The following is a 17259-nucleotide window of genomic DNA, read 5'->3' as shown; positions in this document are numbered from 1 at the left end:
GTGCTTATGTACGCTCCTTCGTTCTCTCAATCGTTTCCTTGTACTACTCGCTTCTCCCACTTTTACCGGGATTACAATAAGTAAAATTAGACGTTTTGAATGTTATATGTAATGAATTACAGGCCCGGCGACGTCCTACTCTTGCAGGGGGAAACCCCCAACTACCATCGGCGCTGAAGAGCTTAACTTCCGTGTTCGGTATGGGAACGGGTGTGACCTCTTCGCCATCGGCACCAGACCTGCATCATCTTTTTCCAAAGACAATACTCATTATATCAAATCAGTTAAGATTTGCAAGCACTTTTTTATGAACGGTACTTATTCGTTCAAAACTGAATAAAACAGACAGTGTGTTTCACAAATCAGGGCCAACCTGCCCTTTTTACTAGAAGGTTAAGTCCTCGTTCGATTAGTATCTGTCAGCTCCACACGTCGCCGCGCTTCCACCCCAGACCTATCAACCTCATCTTCTTTGAGGGAACTTACTTACTTGCGTAATGGGAAATCTCATCTCGAGGGGGGCTTCATGCTTAGATGCTTTCAGCATTTATCCCGTCCACACATAGCTACCCAGCGATGCCTTTGGCAAGACAACTGGTACACCAGCGGTGTGTCCATCCCGGTCCTCTCGTACTAAGGACAGCTCCTCTCAAATTTCCTGCGCCCGCGACGGATAGGGACCGAACTGTCTCACGACGTTCTGAACCCAGCTCGCGTACCGCTTTAATGGGCGAACAGCCCAACCCTTGGGACCGACTACAGCCCCAGGATGCGATGAGCCGACATCGAGGTGCCAAACCTCCCCGTCGATGTGGACTCTTGGGGGAGATAAGCCTGTTATCCCCGGGGTAGCTTTTATCCGTTGAGCGATGGCCCTTCCATGCGGAACCACCGGATCACTAAGCCCGTCTTTCGACCCTGCTCGACTTGTAGGTCTCGCAGTCAAGCTCCCTTATGCCTTTGCACTCTACGAATGATGTCCAACCATTCTGAGGGAACCTTTGGGCGCCTCCGTTACTCTTTAGGAGGCGACCGCCCCAGTCAAACTGTCCACCTGACACTGTCTCCTGCCCCGATAAGGGGCATGGGTTAGAAGTCCAATACAGCCAGGGTAGTATCCCACCAACGCCTCCTCCGAAGCTGGCGCTCCGGAATCTTAGGCTCCTACCTATCCTGTACAGGCTGCACCGGAATTCAATATCAGGCTACAGTAAAGCTCCACGGGGTCTTTCCGTCCTGTCGCGGGTAACCTGCATCTTCACAGGTATTATAATTTCACCGAGTCTCTCGTTGAGACAGTGCCCAGATCGTTACGCCTTTCGTGCGGGTCGGAACTTACCCGACAAGGAATTTCGCTACCTTAGGACCGTTATAGTTACGGCCGCCGTTTACTGGGGCTTCAATTCAAAGCTTCGCTTGCGCTGACCTCTCCTCTTAACCTTCCAGCACCGGGCAGGCGTCAGCCCCTATACTTCACCTTACGGTTTTGCAGAGACCTGTGTTTTTGCTAAACAGTCGCCTGGGCCTATTCACTGCGGCTCTCTCGGGCTTTAACACCCTAACAGAGCACCCCTTCTCCCGAAGTTACGGGGTCATTTTGCCGAGTTCCTTAACGAGAGTTCTCTCGATCACCTTAGGATTCTCTCCTCGCCTACCTGTGTCGGTTTGCGGTACGGGCACCTCCCGCCTCGCTAGAGGCTTTTCTTGGCAGCGTGAAATCAGGGACTCCGGAGATTAATCTCCTCGCCATCACAGCTCAATGTTATAGGAACGGGATTTGCCTCATTCCACACCTTACTGCTTAGACGCACATAACCAACAGTGCGCTCACCCTATCCTACTGCGTCCCCCCATTACTCAAACGGCGGGGAGGTGGTACAGGAATATCAACCTGTTATCCATCGTCTACGCCTTTCGGCCTCGACTTAGGTCCCGACTAACCCTGAGCGGACGAGCCTTCCTCAGGAAACCTTGGGCATTCGGTGGAAGGGATTCTCACCCTTCTTTCGCTACTCATACCGGCATTCTCACTTCCAAGCGCTCCACCAGTCCTTACGGTCTAGCTTCAACGCCCTTGGAACGCTCTCCTACCACTGATACCAAAGGTATCAATCCACAGTTTCGGTGATTCGTTTAGCCCCGGTACATTTTCGGCGCAGCGCCACTCGACCAGTGAGCTATTACGCACTCTTTAAATGATGGCTGCTTCTGAGCCAACATCCTGGTTGTCTGGGCAACGCCACATCCTTTTCCACTTAACGAATACTTGGGGACCTTAACTGGTGGTCTGGGCTGTTTCCCTCTCGACTACGGATCTTATCACCCGCAGTCTGACTCCCAAACATAAATCATCGGCATTCGGAGTTTGTCTGAATTCGGTAACCCGGGATGGGCCCCTAGTCCAAACAGTGCTCTACCTCCGAGATTCTTAAGTTTGAGGCTAGCCCTAAAGCTATTTCGGAGAGAACCAGCTATCTCCAGGTTCGATTGGAATTTCACCGCTACCCACACCTCATCCCCGCATTTTTCAACATACGTGGGTTCGGGCCTCCAGTAAGTGTTACCTTACCTTCACCCTGGACATGGGTAGATCACCTGGTTTCGGGTCTACGACCCCATACTCATTCGCCCTATTCAGACTCGCTTTCGCTGCGGCTCCGCATTCACTGCTTAACCTTGCATGGAATCGTAACTCGCCGGTTCATTCTACAAAAGGCACGCCATCACCCATTAACGGGCTCTGACAACTTGTAGGCACATGGTTTCAGGATCTATTTCACTCCCCTTCCGGGGTGCTTTTCACCTTTCCCTCACGGTACTGGTTCACTATCGGTCACTAGGGAGTATTTAGCCTTGGGAGATGGTCCTCCCGGATTCCGACGGAATTTCACGTGTTCCGCCGTACTCAGGATACACTCTGGAGAGAATGGACTTTCGACTACGGGGCTTTTACCCGCTACGGCGGACCTTTCCAGGTCGCTTCGCCTAATCCATTCCTTTGTAACTCCGTATAGAGTGTCCTACAACCCCAGGAAGCAAGCTTCCTGGTTTGGGCTTTTCCCGTTTCGCTCGCCGCTACTCAGGGAATCGATGTTTCTTTCTCTTCCTCCGGATACTTAGATGTTTCAGTTCTCCGGGTCTGCCTCGTTTACGCTATGTATTCACGTAAACGTACTGCCCCATTATGGGCAGTGGGTTTCCCCATTCGGAAATCTCCGGATCAAAGCTTACTTACAGCTCCCCGGAGCATATCGGTGTTAGTGCCGTCCTTCTTAGGCTCCTAGTGCCAAGGCATCCGCCATGCGCCCTTTCTAACTTAACCTTTTGGGTTCAATCCGCTTAACGCTTCATGAATTCCATTGGTGACTTTTCATCAACAGCGATGTATCCGAAAAAGTCGTAAAAAGGTATTGCAATCGTAAATAACAAGTTATTTACGTGGTTGATTCTTGATTTGTTACTATCAATGTCGTTTTATCCAGTTTTCAATGAACAAGTTTAAAAAAGGCATCTCTTATTATAAAAGATAAACCTTCAAAACTGAACGCAAAACGTCAACTTGCAGACCCCTAGGGTCTACATTCCGAATAATTCCTTAGAAAGGAGGTGATCCAGCCGCACCTTCCGATACGGCTACCTTGTTACGACTTCACCCCAATCATCTGTCCCACCTTCGGCGGCTGGCTCCCGTAAGGGTTACCCCACCGACTTCGGGTGTTACAAACTCTCGTGGTGTGACGGGCGGTGTGTACAAGACCCGGGAACGTATTCACCGTGGCATGCTGATCCACGATTACTAGCGATTCCGGCTTCATGGAGGCGAGTTGCAGCCTCCAATCCGAACTGGGAATGATTTTATGGGATTGGCTCCCCCTCGCGGGTTGGCAACCCTCTGTATCATCCATTGTAGCACGTGTGTAGCCCAGGTCATAAGGGGCATGATGATTTGACGTCATCCCCACCTTCCTCCGGTTTGTCACCGGCAGTCACCTTAGAGTGCCCAACTAAATGCTGGCAACTAAGATCAAGGGTTGCGCTCGTTGCGGGACTTAACCCAACATCTCACGACACGAGCTGACGACAACCATGCACCACCTGTCACCACTGTCCCCGAAGGGAAAGGCGTATCTCTACACCGGGCAGTGGGATGTCAAGACCTGGTAAGGTTCTTCGCGTTGCTTCGAATTAAACCACATGCTCCACCGCTTGTGCGGGTCCCCGTCAATTCCTTTGAGTTTCAGCCTTGCGGCCGTACTCCCCAGGCGGAGTGCTTAATGCGTTAGCTGCAGCACTAAGGGGCGGAAACCCCCTAACACTTAGCACTCATCGTTTACGGCGTGGACTACCAGGGTATCTAATCCTGTTTGCTCCCCACGCTTTCGCGCCTCAGCGTCAGTTACAGACCAGAAAGCCGCCTTCGCCACTGGTGTTCCTCCACATCTCTACGCATTTCACCGCTACACGTGGAATTCCGCTTTCCTCTTCTGTACTCAAGTCCCCCAGTTTCCAATGACCCTCCACGGTTGAGCCGTGGGCTTTCACATCAGACTTAAAGGACCGCCTGCGCGCGCTTTACGCCCAATAATTCCGGACAACGCTTGCCACCTACGTATTACCGCGGCTGCTGGCACGTAGTTAGCCGTGGCTTTCTAATAAGGTACCGTCAAGGTACGGGCAGTTACTCCCGTACGTGTTCTTCCCTTACAACAGAGCTTTACGATCCGAAAACCTTCTTCGCTCACGCGGCATTGCTCCATCAGACTTTCGTCCATTGTGGAAGATTCCCTACTGCTGCCTCCCGTAGGAGTCTGGGCCGTGTCTCAGTCCCAGTGTGGCCGATCACCCTCTCAGGTCGGCTACGCATCGTCGCCTTGGTAGGCCATTACCCCACCAACTAGCTAATGCGCCGCGGGCCCATCCTACAGTGACAGCCGAAACCGTCTTTCAGAGTTGGTTCATGCGAACCAACTGATTATTCGGTATTAGCCCCGGTTTCCCGGAGTTATCCCCATCTGTAGGGCAGGTTGCCCACGTGTTACTCACCCGTCCGCCGCTAACTTCTGGGAGCAAGCTCCCATCCATTCGCTCGACTTGCATGTATTAGGCATGCCGCCAGCGTTCGTCCTGAGCCAGGATCAAACTCTCCATAATAGAAGAAAATGAATAGCTCATTTCTTGCTGGCATTAAATTAATAATGTCATGTGTTTTGCTCGGGTGCGTTAAGCACCTTTGCTGTATTTCGTTGACGTTTTGCTGTTCAGTTTTCAAGGTTCATGTTGATATTGTTTGTCACTTCTTTTTCGTAAGCAACTTTTATATCATACCAAGTTGCATTCCTCATGTCAACAACTAATTTCAATTTCTTTTTCGTTGTTCCTCACACTAAAAGTGCGACGCTTTATATCCTAACATTCTTAGGGATACAAGTCAACAACTAAATTCAATCTCTTTTTTAGTGTTTTAATATATCGGAAGCGCAACGTTTTTTAATATACCACCCCGCACTTTCGATTGCAACAATTATCTTACGTTTTCTCTTCGTTAACAAAAAAACACCACGTAAAGCATATTCAAACAACTTTACGCGGCGGTTATTAACCTTAATCTTTCTTACGCATTTGCGGAAATAGTAGAATATCACGGATTGATTGTGCATTAGTCAACAGCATGACAAGACGATCAACACCAATTCCAAGTCCACCAGTAGGCGGCAATCCATATTCCAATGCCTCTATAAAGTCATTGTCCATTTCATGCGCTTCATCATTACCTTGCTCTTTCTCAACCATTTGCGCTTCAAAGCGCTGACGCTGGTCGATTGGATCGTTAAGCTCCGTGAAGGCATTAGCATGTTCACGGCGAACGATGAACAATTCAAAACGATCCGTAAAGCGACCATCCTCCGAATTTTTCTTCGCAAGCGGTGAAATCTCAACCGGATGACCAAAGATAAATGTTGGTTGCACAAGTTGTTCTTCTACTTTTTGCTCGAAGAATTCATTCAACACGTGGCCAACCTCCATCATTGGAGTTACTTCTACGTTATGCTCTTTAGCTAACGCATGCGCTTCCTCCTTCGACATCTCTTTCCAGAAGTCTACGCCTGTGTATTGTTTTATCGCATCGACCATATGAAGACGCGTCCAACCTGGTGCCAATTCAATTGTATCTTCTCCGTATTGCACTTGTGTTGTACCGAGTACTTCTTGCGCAATATGAGCAACCATGTTTTCCGTTAGCGCCATGATGTCATTGTAATCCGCATACGCCTCATATAATTCAATCATTGTAAATTCAGGGTTATGACGTGTTGAAATTCCTTCGTTACGGAATACGCGTCCAATTTCATAGACCTTCTCAAGTCCACCTACGATGAGGCGTTTCAAATGAAGCTCAATCGCAATACGCATATATAGTTCCATATCTAGCGCATTGTGATGCGTGATGAATGGACGTGCTGACGCTCCGCCTGCAATCGAATGTAACATCGGCGTTTCAACTTCAAGAAAACCTTGTCCATCTAAGTAACGACGCATCGATTGGATAATCTTACTTCTTAAGATGAATGTTTCTTTACTACCCTCTGTTGAAATTAAGTCTAAATAACGCTGACGGTAACGTTGCTCGACGTCTTTTAACCCGTGGAATTTCTCCGGTAGCGGACGTAATGCTTTTGTTAGGAATGTAAATTCCGTTGCTTTAATGGATAGTTCTCCAACTTTTGTTTTAAAGACCACTCCTGAAATCCCAATGATATCACCAAGATCCGCACTATTGAATAGCCCATATGCCTCTTCACCAATCGCATCTTGCCTTACGTAGATTTGAATCTGACCACCAAGGTCTTGTAAATGCGCAAAGCCGGCCTTCCCTTTTCCACGTTTCGTCATAATACGTCCCGCAATTTTCACTTCATGCGGCGTTTCATCTAGCTCTTCCTTTGAAAGAGCTTCGTATTTCTCCAGTATTTCATTGGATAGATGAGTGCGTTCAAATCTTGAGCCGAATGGATCTAATCCACTCTCCCGTATATCTTCCATCTTCTGGCGTCTCACCAGTAACTGATCATTTAATTCATCCAAATGGGACATTTCTTTCACTCCTTCATCATTTATCCTTTAATAGCATGCACCTATTGTACACAATTTGCGCCAGCTCGACACGCTTTACTTATCATACGCAACAAAAAGAGCTACCACGGTATACGGCAGCCCTACTCATTTTTTCAGCTTCATCCCTTTAATTGCAGGAAATGCCCGACTCCGTCAACCTTCTTCCAAAGTATTACGCCACCGTCTTGAACAGCAAATTCCTCCGAAAATAATTTCCCTGTTGCCGGATGTGCGATTGTAGGAGCAATCTCCAAAAGTGGAATGAGCACAAATGCCCGCTCATGCATTCGGGGATGTGGTACAACTAAATTCTCCGCTTCTATATTGTCGACACCATACAGTAAGATGTCGAGGTCAACCGTTCGAGGACCCCATCTTATCGCCCGTACCCGACCAAGCTCCCGCTCAATCTCCTGACAAATCTCCAACAAATCAAAGGCCCTCGCAATAGTTTCTACACATACTGTCACGTTCAAAAAATCCGCTTGATCCGTATAACCAACTGGCGCCGTTTCATAGATAGAGGAAACAGACAACACCTCCACCTCATCTCGAAAATGAAGTGCCCGTACCGCCTCAACTAGATGCTCCAACCGATCACCGATATTCGAACCAATCGACAAATACGCTACAGTCATATGAAACGCCCTCTCGTGATATCGACAGACACCGACGCGTAATGACCTGGAATCGGAGGATCCGGTTTGATCAGCACAACACGGACGCCCGTCACCTTAGCCTCAAACTCCTCCATTACATTAGCTGCAATCTTTTCTGCGACTGTTTCAATTAATTTCACCGGCTCACCTTCCACAATCGCACGACACACATTATAGACCTTCGCATAGTTCACGGTTTTATCTAGATTATCGGTTTTCCCCGCTTCCGAAAGATCCGTCGCAAGTGACACCGTCACACGAAAACGCTGGCCCAATTTATTTTCCTCAGGCAACGCACCATGATAGCCGTAGAACTCCATTTCGTTTAGATGAATATAATCCATACAACTCCTACCCTTCAAATACCGTTTTCCCCGTTAAAACATCCATCATTTTTGCCATTTTTGCAATTTCCTTTACATCATGAACACGCATAATATGACAACCATGCTCAATTCCATAACAAACCGTCGCGCCTGTACCTTCCAATCGTTCCTCGACAGGCAGCTCTAGTACATTGCCAATTAATGATTTTCGTGAAGTGCCTAATAAAACCGGATAACCCATGTTAGAAATCCGACGCAACCCTTGCATTGTCCATATATTTTGCATCGTATTTCTCGCAAACCCAATGCCCGGATCTAGCCATATGTTATCATGCGCAACACCTGCCGCAATCGCAATGCCGACACTTTCTTCCAAATCGGCTACAACCGTGTCCATGAAAGGTTCACCGTACTCCGCTTTTTCACGGTTATGCATCAAGATAATAGGAACCTTATATTTCGCCGCAACATCTGCGATAACCGGTTCACGTTTTGCACCCCATATATCATTAATGATTTGCGCGCCCGCTTTGATAGCCTCTTCCGCCACTCCCGCTTTATATGTATCAATCGACACTACACAGCCAAATTCTTTGGCGATTGCTTCAATAATCGGCACCGTTCGTTCAAGCTCCTGCGCCAACGAAACCGGCGCATGCCCCGGTCGCGTTGACTCTCCACCGATATCGATAATTTTCGCCCCGTCACGGAGCATTTCTTCCACATGTTCAAGCGCCGCATCCATCTGCCCAAATTTCCCGCCGTCCGAAAAGGAATCCGGCGTCACGTTTAAAATACCCATGATCACCGTTTCTTTATGAAAATCCATTTCCGTCTCGCCAAATTTGTACACACCACGCGCATTCGCCAACTCCATCAATCGTCGCCTTCTTTCATATCCCTTATCGCCTGTCTATATAATTCGTGAAGCTTTTGATAATAAAATCCCGAATCTCCCGGAAGCAAGATATCCCCGATTGCCGCTAACGGTACGAGCTCCTGCACAGCATTCGTGACAAATGCTTCATCCGCAGATTCCATATGTTCTTTACCATAACACCCTTCATGAACAGTAATCCCAGCAGTTCTAGCCATTTCCATGATAAACGCACGCGTCGTTCCCGGCAAAATTCCCGTTTCAATCGCCGGCGTGAACAATTCACCATCCTTCAGCCAAAAGACGTTTGACGTCACCCCTTCAGCTACAAACCCCTCACTTGTCACAAACAGGCCCTCCGCATCTTTTAACGAAGGCAATTCCAACCGTCCACGCACATTATTCAAGAAGTTATGCGATTTGTGACGCACTGCGCTTTCCGGCTGATTACGCGTCGTCTCGAGCCAAACCGCCTTTTTCTCCATACCTATAACAGCCGGAGCCAACGCTTTTCTAAATATAATAACGTTTGGCGTTGCGTATGATGAAGGGGCTAGTCCTATATCATGAACACCTGCTGAAACATTGAGTCGAAAATAGCCGTCTTTATTCCCCGACTTTTCACCAAGCATCTGAACAACAGCAAGTATATCTGCATTTGTATAAGGCATCGTAATTCGGTACTCCTTGAGGGCAACATGTAATCGCTCCATATGTTCATCAAACAACAAAACGTTGCTATCATACGTCCTAAACGTTTCGAAAAAACCAGTACCATACAGAAAACCGTGATCAAACGGAGATATTCTCAAATCCTCCGCCCGCATGAATTCACCATTCATCCAACACCACATGCCGCACCCTCCATTGTCAGTTTTCCGCCATCGCCTTTGCTTGCCATAACGCTTTCGCTTTATTCAACGACTCGATATACTCGGCTTCAGGCACTGAATCAGCGACCAAACCTGCCCCTGCCTGAATATGTGTGATCCCGTCTTTGATGTAAGCCGTACGAATAACAATATTTAATTCCATATCCCCATTAAAACCAATCCACCCAATCGACCCAGTATATAGACCTCTACGTGTCGGCTCCAATTCCTCGATAATTTCCATCGTCCGCAATTTAGGCGAACCTGTAATGGAACCGCCTGGGAAAACACCTTTAATAATATCCGCATTGGATATACCTTGCGTCGCAGTCCCCCGAACATTCGATACTAAGTGCATAACGTGCGAATATTTTTCCACGACCATGAACTCATCCGTTTCTACTGTACCGGGTGCACAAACACGCTCAAAATCTTCCTTTTCCAAGTCAACTAGCATAATATGCTCGCCGGTCTCTTTATCATTCGACAATAACTCCGCCTTCAGTGCAGCATCTTCCTCGTCATTCATCCCTCTAGGTCTCGTCCCACCAATCGGTCGCGTGCTCAGTTCTTCCCCACGTTTTTTCAACAACAGCTCAGGCGAACCTGAAACGACTGCAAATTCCGGCGCACCAATTGACGCCATATAAGGCGATGGGTTGAATGAACGAAGCGCCTCATACATGTCAAGCGGGTGCGCCGCCAACGGTTTCGATTGTCGTACAGATAGATTTACTTGCACAACGTCTCCACTCGCAATATAACTTTGCACATCACGTACCATCTGTTCAAATTGCGGTCCCGTTACAGCTACCGCAAGATCATCAGACGCCGAAGAAACTTCTGTCGCTCTTCCAGGTACGAAAACTTGTTTTTTCAACCCTTCCGAAGCTGCAGCTAACCATTCATCTTTCACCTCTACAACATCCAAATCACGATTCGGTAGTGCTATGAAATAAGCAGTTTCCGTTTGCATATCCAATACCGCCCAACGATCAAATAAATAGAAATAGAGATCAGGTGTCTCCAAATCATCTACCGTATCTACCTGAATCGGTTCATAGCGACGCGCATAATCATAACTGATGAAACCCATTAATCCGCCTTGAAAATCCGACAGCGCCGAAACTGTATCCATTTCGAATGATTGAGCAAAATCGTTCAATAATGCCAACGGCTCCCCTTGACGCACTTCTTCCTTACCATCACGCCAAGTAAGTTTTAATTTATCACCCTCAAGTGTTTGCAATGTCACAAGCGGATCAATTCCAGCCATACATAACGCACCGCTCCGTCCACTTTCAAGTAGTAGATGGCGCTCATTCTGATGCGCCAACTCTTTATACGCGTAGAAAAATTGTTCTTTCGTCATTTCCGCCGTTGTATATACTGGTTGTCGTCCTTGCATCCTTATTCCCCCTGCTAACAATTAGTATCTTCATCTTACCTCGCGAAAGGCATTTTACGCCACAAAAAAAGAAGGAGCTTATAAGGCCCCTTCTTCCGCGCTATTACTCTTCGTCGAATTGATAAAGTGGTGTACTCAAATAGCGCTCACCGTTCGATGGAAGAATCGCCACAACTTTCTTCCCTTTACCTAGCTTCTTCGCCGCTTGCAGTGCTACGAAAATGGCTGCTCCAGATGAAACCCCACCTAGAATTCCTTCTTCACGCGCTGCACGTCTTGCTGTATCATACGCCTCGTCATTCGTGACCAAAGCAATTTCATCATAGATTTTTGTATCCAACACTTCTGGAACAAACCCTGCACCAATTCCTTGAATTTTATGCGGTCCTGGTTTTCCACCAGATAGAATAGCTGAGTCTGTCGGTTCAACCGCAATAATTTTCACATCAGGGAAACGTTCTTTCAGGACACTTCCTGCGCCTGTAATCGTACCGCCTGTTCCAATGCCAGAAACAAACGCATCGACACGATCAAGTGCATCTGCAATTTCAGGACCCGTTGTTAAACGGTGTACTTCTGGATTTGCTTCATTATTAAATTGCTGTGGAACGTACCAGCCATTTTCTTTCGCTAATTCATCCGCCTTAGCAATGGCGCCCTTCATTCCTTCAGCACCTGGCGTCAAAATAAGATCTGCACCATATGCACGCAACAAATTACGACGTTCCGTACTCATCGTATCCGGCATGACTAGCACGGCTTTATAACCTTTTGCAGCTGCAATCATCGCAAGACCAATTCCCGTGTTACCACTTGTCGGCTCAATAATCGTGCCACCTTCTTTGAGGTCTCCAGACTTTTCAGCCGCTTCAATCATCGCAAGTGCAATACGGTCTTTCACACTAGAACCCGGATTGAAGTACTCCAGTTTCAAATAGACTTCTGCATCCTCCGGCCCTGTCAATCTATTCAATTTAACAAGTGGTGTCTTTCCAACCAAGTCCGCAACAGAGTTTCCAACTAACGTCATCCTTATCCTCTCCCAATCCCTACTATTTTGATATGCTTTGTTTAATTAATGATACTACCATATTATGCTCGTTGTCAAATGATTCTCTACATTTATTTTACCGCTACCCTTGGTACAAAAAAACTGTTCAGATGTACCGATTATAATCAGCTTCTGAACAGTTTTGTTATTTACTATAAAACCACTCTGCATCAAACTCGCTCCAAAATGCCTCTGGGTTCACAGACTGCGGAAGTTGCTCCAATGCAAGCTCACGTCTAATATGATCGTTTACCTCATTCAATGTAAATGACTGACCTTCTACCACTTCACTTACATGAATAATCGCAAACGTACCGTCACTCAAAGCAATAACCCCACTCGTCGTGGAACTTTTCATATCGACTGCAACCTGTACAATTTCCTTATCGATAGCATTCGTCGATTTGTTCACATAACCAATGTCTCCACCAAGACTTGCAGAAGCAAGATCCGTTGAACGCTCTTTCGCTAGCATATCGAAGCTCGACCCTTTCGATAGCTCTTCCACGGCTTGCTTTGCTTCATCATGCGTCGGAACAACGATGATAGCTGTTCGATAGGCGGTTGAAATATTATAAAGGGAAGCATTTTCGTCATAATGCTTCTCAATCTCGGCATCCTCAACGACGATGTCCTTCGTCAGAACTTTTTCAAGGATGAGATTGGCGCGGATTTTTTGACGCCTCTTCTCCATGTCTAAACCTGTATAGGAGCGGCCATCCACCGAGCGAATGAGCGCTACTTCGAGGTCGATTTCCTGGTCGGATACGTCAATTTCATATCGCTTTGCGGCGACTTCCATTACCTTGTTATTGACAAGCTCCAGCAGAGTTTCACGCCCTACTTCTTTTTCCATCGCGGTCATCCATTGTTCTCTTGTGATCGGCTCGCCAGCAACCGACGCCACTTCCTCACCCGTTTGCTTAGGCTTCTGATCGGGTATCAGCCAGCCAATGAACCACAAAATATTAAAAGCAAAGAGGATACCTATTAACAGAAGGAGCGGCTTCGTCTTTAGTTTGCGCTTTTGCGAACTAGCCGGTTCCGATTTAGGATTCCGACTGTATTTCACTGATAAAGCCTTCCAACTCTTCCTTTGGATACACATACGTCTCTAGACAGAAATGGCAGTGCGCTTCCGCTTTTCCATCCTCAGCAATCATCTCGCGAATTTCTTGCTCTCCAAGACCGATAATCGCATCACCAAATCGTTCCTTTGAACAATTACATGTAAACGCAACATCCATTCGATCCAGTATTTCCACGTTTTCTGTACCGAGCACTTCGCCAAGTATTTCCTCCGGTGTTAGACCACGGTCAATCAGTTTAGAAATCGGCTCGACATTAGCAATACGTTCTTCCAATTCCCCAATTGTTTCGTCCGTCGCCCCCGGCATCACTTGAATAATAAACCCTCCAGCCGCTTTCGCCGTATTATCAGGATTCACAAGAACGCCAAGTCCCACTGCTGAGGGTACCTGTTCCGAAACAACAAAGTACTCGGTAAAGTCTTCCGCAATTTCACCAGAAACGATTGGTACTTGACCCGTAAAGAAATCACGCAAGCCAAGGTCTTTGACGACCGTCAACATGCCTTCCGTTCCAACCGCACGTCTTACATCTAGTTTCCCTTGGTCATTCAAATCAAAATGAGTTTGTGGATGCGTTGCATAACCACGAACTTCCCCATGCGCATTCGCATCAATAATCATTGAACCAATCGGGCCACCGCCCTCAATTTTAATCGTTAGTTTATCTTCACCTTTTACCATTGCTCCCATCATCACAGCCGCAGTCATGGAGCGACCCAAAGCAGCTGTTGCTGTCGGCCAAATCCCATGACGACGTTGTACTTCAGCCACAGTCTCTGTCGAACGAACTGCGTACGCGCGAATTGTCCCATCAAACGCTAATGCTTTTACTAAATAATCCTTCATTTACACTCTCGACTCCTTTTACATGTTTCGTTCATAAATTAAATGAAGCCCTTTTAACGTCAGGAAGTTATCGACAACATCAATAACTTTCGTTTCACTTGCGATTAAATCAGCAAGACCACCTGTCGCAATCACCGTCGGCTCTACCTTACTTTGTGCTTTCATACGCGCAACGATTCCCTCAACTTGTCCAACATAACCATAGACAATCCCCGCTTGCATAGCTGCAACCGTATTTTTCCCTATAACATGGTCCGGCTTTGTCAGTTCAATACGTGGCAATTTAGAGGCTCGGTCAAATAGGGCCTCCATTGAGATACCTATACCCGGAGCAATTGCACCGCCCATATACTCACCTTTTTCATTGACGTAGCAATAGGTAGTCGCTGTCCCAAAATCAACAACGACTAGCGGATAGCTATATTCGTGAATGGCAGCGACAGCATTTACAATCCGGTCCGCACCTACCTCACGCGGATTTTCATACTTAATATTCAAGCCCGTCTTCACTCCTGGACCTACAATCAACGGTTTTTGATTAAAATACTTTCTACACATCTGTTCAAGCGGAAACATTACGGGTGGCACAACCGACGAAATGATAATGCCTGTCACATCCCCAAAAGTGAGACCAACGTGAGAAAACAGCGATTTAACTTGCATCGCATACTCGTCCTCCGTCTTATGTCTGTACGTTTCCATACGCCAATGATGTTTAAGCTGCCCTTGCTCGTAGACCCCAAGGACAATATTGGTATTCCCAGTATCCAACACTAAAATCATAATGGTTTCCTCGCTAACTTCGATGTTTTCCACCACATCATACCACAGACTATTGGATGAACAAAAGCGGAGGGCGCCTGCTTAGATGTAACAGCCCGTCCTGCTCATGACCCGAGCATCTGGCGCCCGGAGACTAGACGTGAAAAAAGCCGACTGCTTCAAAAGAAGCAATCAGCTTTTATTCATCACTCAATCTTGACGTTTCTCGTCAATCGGATCAAGTAATTCTACTGACTCAGACTCCTTCGGCAAATCACCAATAGATGGATCCTTTGCCGCTCCAGTCGAATCAGAGATAACTCCCTCATCTTCTTTTTTCAAAATATCAACACTCTTAACATCTTCATCTAAATTGTCCAAGCCATAACGACCATACGGACGATCAGGCAATGTACCATGATCTTTTAAATGATTAATCTGCTCAGCATCGAGTGTTTCAACTTCCTTAAGCGTTGTTGCAATCAAATCAAGCAATTCACGTTTTTCTGTAAGAATTTCTTTTGTACGTGCATATTGTTCTTTGATAATGCGTTGCATCTCTTGGTCAATCTCATATGCAATCGACTCAGAATAGTTTTGCTCAGAGTTAAAGTCACGTCCAAGGAACACTTGCCCGCCTTGTGATTGACCAAACTGCATCGGTCCTAGCTTATCACTCATCCCGTACTCCGTAACCATCGAACGTGCGATACCTGTTGCACGCTGGAAGTCATTATGAGCCCCTGTTGAAACTTCACCAAGAACGATTTCTTCTGCTACGCGACCACCAAGAAGTCCTGAAATTTTATCCAAAAGTTCTGGTTTTGTCATGAAATAACGATCCTCTTTTGGTAGCATGACAGCATAACCGCCCGCCTGTCCGCGTGGAACGATTGTTACTTTATGGACAATTTCCGCATCGTCAAGCGTTAATCCAACAACGACGTGACCCGCCTCGTGGAAGGCTACGATATTGCGTTCTTTTTCCGATATAACGCGACTCGTTTTCGCAGGTCCTGCAATAACACGGTCTGTCGCCTCATCGATATCTGCCATATCAATTTTCAATTTGCTACGTCTTGCTGCGACAAGCGCTGCTTCGTTTAGCAAGTTTTCAAGATCCGCACCAGAAAATCCTGGTGTACGTTGTGCAAGTGCCTTCAAGTTGACAGTATCGTCAAACGGCTTATTACGTGCATGCACCTTAAGTACAGCTTCTCTTCCTTTAACATCCGGACGACCAACTGTGATTTGACGGTCAAAACGACCTGGACGAAGAAGTGCTGGGTCAAGAATATCCGGACGGTTTGTTGCCGCCACGATGATAATGCCCTCATTTTCGCCAAAACCATCCATTTCAACAAGCAGCTGATTCAATGTTTGTTCACGCTCATCGTGTCCACCGCCGAGACCAGCGCCACGTTGGCGACCAACCGCGTCGATTTCATCGATGAAAATGATACATGGTGCATTCTTTTTCGCGTTTTCAAATAGGTCACGAACACGGGATGCCCCGACACCTACAAACATTTCTACGAAATCAGAACCTGAGATGGAGAAGAATGGTACTCCCGCTTCCCCTGCAACTGCACGTGCCAACAATGTTTTACCCGTACCTGGAGGTCCTACAAGTAGAATCCCTTTTGGAATACGCGCACCAACTTCAACGAATTTACGTGAATCTTTCAGGAAGTCAACAACTTCCACAAGCTCCGCTTTTTCTTCGTCTGCTCCTGCCACATCTGTGAAACGAACTTTTTTCTTATCGTCCGTATGCAACTTCGCTTTACTTTTACCGAAATTCATCACACGGCCACCGCCGCCACCTTGCGCTTGATTCAACAAGAAGAAGAATAAGATGAAGATGATGATGAACGGTACTAGACCCGTAAAGAAGGATACCCATGCGCTTGTTGTTGGCGCAGGCAGAACGGTTATTTCTGTCTTCGTTTCTGTTGCTAATGCTTTTATTTCCTCTTGAATATCCACACCATCCAAGACTTTTACAACGTATGATTCGCCTTTTTCATAGCCTTCCATAACGCCTTTAACCTCAAGAACATTCGCAAGCGGTTGTAAAGATAATGACTTTACTTCCCCTTTTTCTAAAGATGTTATAAATTGATCGTACCGAAGTTCCTGCATCTTCGGATTTGTTTTGTTTAGTGAACTAAATATCCCCATAATCGCTAGGAAAATTAGTCCATATAATAGAAAGTATCGAAGTATTCGATTCATCCCAAGCCTCCTCATT

11 protein-coding genes and 3 rRNA genes are annotated in these 17259 nt (G+C 46.8%); all 14 read right to left on the bottom strand.

The annotated features are described in order from the left end of the window. Positions 1-122: 122 nt before the first annotated feature. The 14 genes from rrf to ftsH all read right to left on the bottom strand — a co-directional run bounded on the left by rrf (position 123) and on the right by ftsH (position 17243). Positions 123-238, bottom strand: a 5S ribosomal RNA gene (gene rrf, locus MKZ10_RS03090). A 151-nt stretch (positions 239-389) separates the two neighbouring features. After that, positions 390-3322, bottom strand: a 23S ribosomal RNA gene (locus MKZ10_RS03085). 277 nt (positions 3323-3599) lie between these two features. After that, positions 3600-5151 (bottom strand): 16S ribosomal RNA (locus MKZ10_RS03080). Together the 16S, 23S and 5S rRNA genes form the textbook arrangement of a ribosomal RNA operon. Before the next feature lie 450 nt (positions 5152-5601). Then, complete coding sequence (gene lysS, locus MKZ10_RS03075) at positions 5602-7092, bottom strand: lysine--tRNA ligase (RefSeq protein ID WP_342507779.1); 1491 nt, start codon at positions 7090-7092, stop codon at positions 5602-5604. Between the two features lie 140 nt (positions 7093-7232). Beyond that, complete coding sequence (gene folK / locus MKZ10_RS03070; protein WP_342507777.1) at positions 7233-7751, bottom strand: 2-amino-4-hydroxy-6-hydroxymethyldihydropteridine diphosphokinase; 519 nt, start codon at positions 7749-7751, stop codon at positions 7233-7235. Continuing rightward, complete coding sequence (gene folB / locus MKZ10_RS03065; protein WP_342507775.1) at positions 7748-8116, bottom strand: dihydroneopterin aldolase; 369 nt, start codon at positions 8114-8116, stop codon at positions 7748-7750. Before folB ends, folK begins: the two co-directional genes overlap by 4 nt. A 7-nt stretch (positions 8117-8123) precedes the next feature. Further along, positions 8124-8975: a dihydropteroate synthase gene (gene folP, locus MKZ10_RS03060; protein ID WP_342507772.1), complete on the bottom strand. Its 852-nt coding sequence runs from the start codon at positions 8973-8975 to the stop codon at positions 8124-8126. Continuing rightward, on the bottom strand, positions 8975-9829 hold the full coding sequence (gene pabC / locus MKZ10_RS03055; protein ID WP_342507770.1) for an aminodeoxychorismate lyase: 855 nt from the start codon (positions 9827-9829) through the stop codon (positions 8975-8977). The genes folP and pabC overlap by 1 nt, the downstream gene beginning before the upstream one ends. Positions 9830-9845: 16 nt before the next feature. Beyond that, positions 9846-11255, bottom strand: coding sequence for an anthranilate synthase component I family protein (locus tag MKZ10_RS03050; RefSeq protein ID WP_342507768.1), 1410 nt, complete (start codon positions 11253-11255; stop codon positions 9846-9848). Positions 11256-11358: 103 nt separating this feature from the next. Continuing rightward, entirely contained in the window at positions 11359-12285 is a 927-nt protein-coding gene (cysK, locus tag MKZ10_RS03045; RefSeq protein ID WP_342507766.1) for a cysteine synthase A, read from the bottom strand. 166 nt (positions 12286-12451) lie between these two features. Further along, the gene (locus MKZ10_RS03040; RefSeq protein ID WP_342507764.1) at positions 12452-13378 is read right to left on the bottom strand and encodes a peptidyl-prolyl cis-trans isomerase; all 927 of its coding nucleotides are present in this window, start codon (positions 13376-13378) and stop codon (positions 12452-12454) included. Then, entirely contained in the window at positions 13356-14243 is an 888-nt protein-coding gene (gene hslO / locus MKZ10_RS03035) for an Hsp33 family molecular chaperone HslO (RefSeq protein WP_342507762.1), read from the bottom strand. Before hslO ends, MKZ10_RS03040 begins: the two co-directional genes overlap by 23 nt. Positions 14244-14261: 18 nt before the next feature. Beyond that, positions 14262-15026, bottom strand: a complete 765-nt coding sequence (locus MKZ10_RS03030) for a type III pantothenate kinase (RefSeq protein WP_342509981.1) — start codon at positions 15024-15026, stop codon at positions 14262-14264. A gap of 189 nt (positions 15027-15215) precedes the next feature. After that, positions 15216-17243: an ATP-dependent zinc metalloprotease FtsH gene (gene ftsH, locus MKZ10_RS03025; RefSeq protein WP_342507760.1), complete on the bottom strand. Its 2028-nt coding sequence runs from the start codon at positions 17241-17243 to the stop codon at positions 15216-15218. Positions 17244-17259 lie beyond the last annotated feature (16 nt).

The organism is Sporosarcina sp. FSL K6-2383 (assembly GCF_038618305.1).
Taxonomy (GTDB): Bacteria; Bacillota; Bacilli; order Bacillales_A; family Planococcaceae; genus Sporosarcina.
Note: the sequence above shows the minus strand (reverse complement) of the source record. Positions and strands in the feature narration are given on the sequence as shown.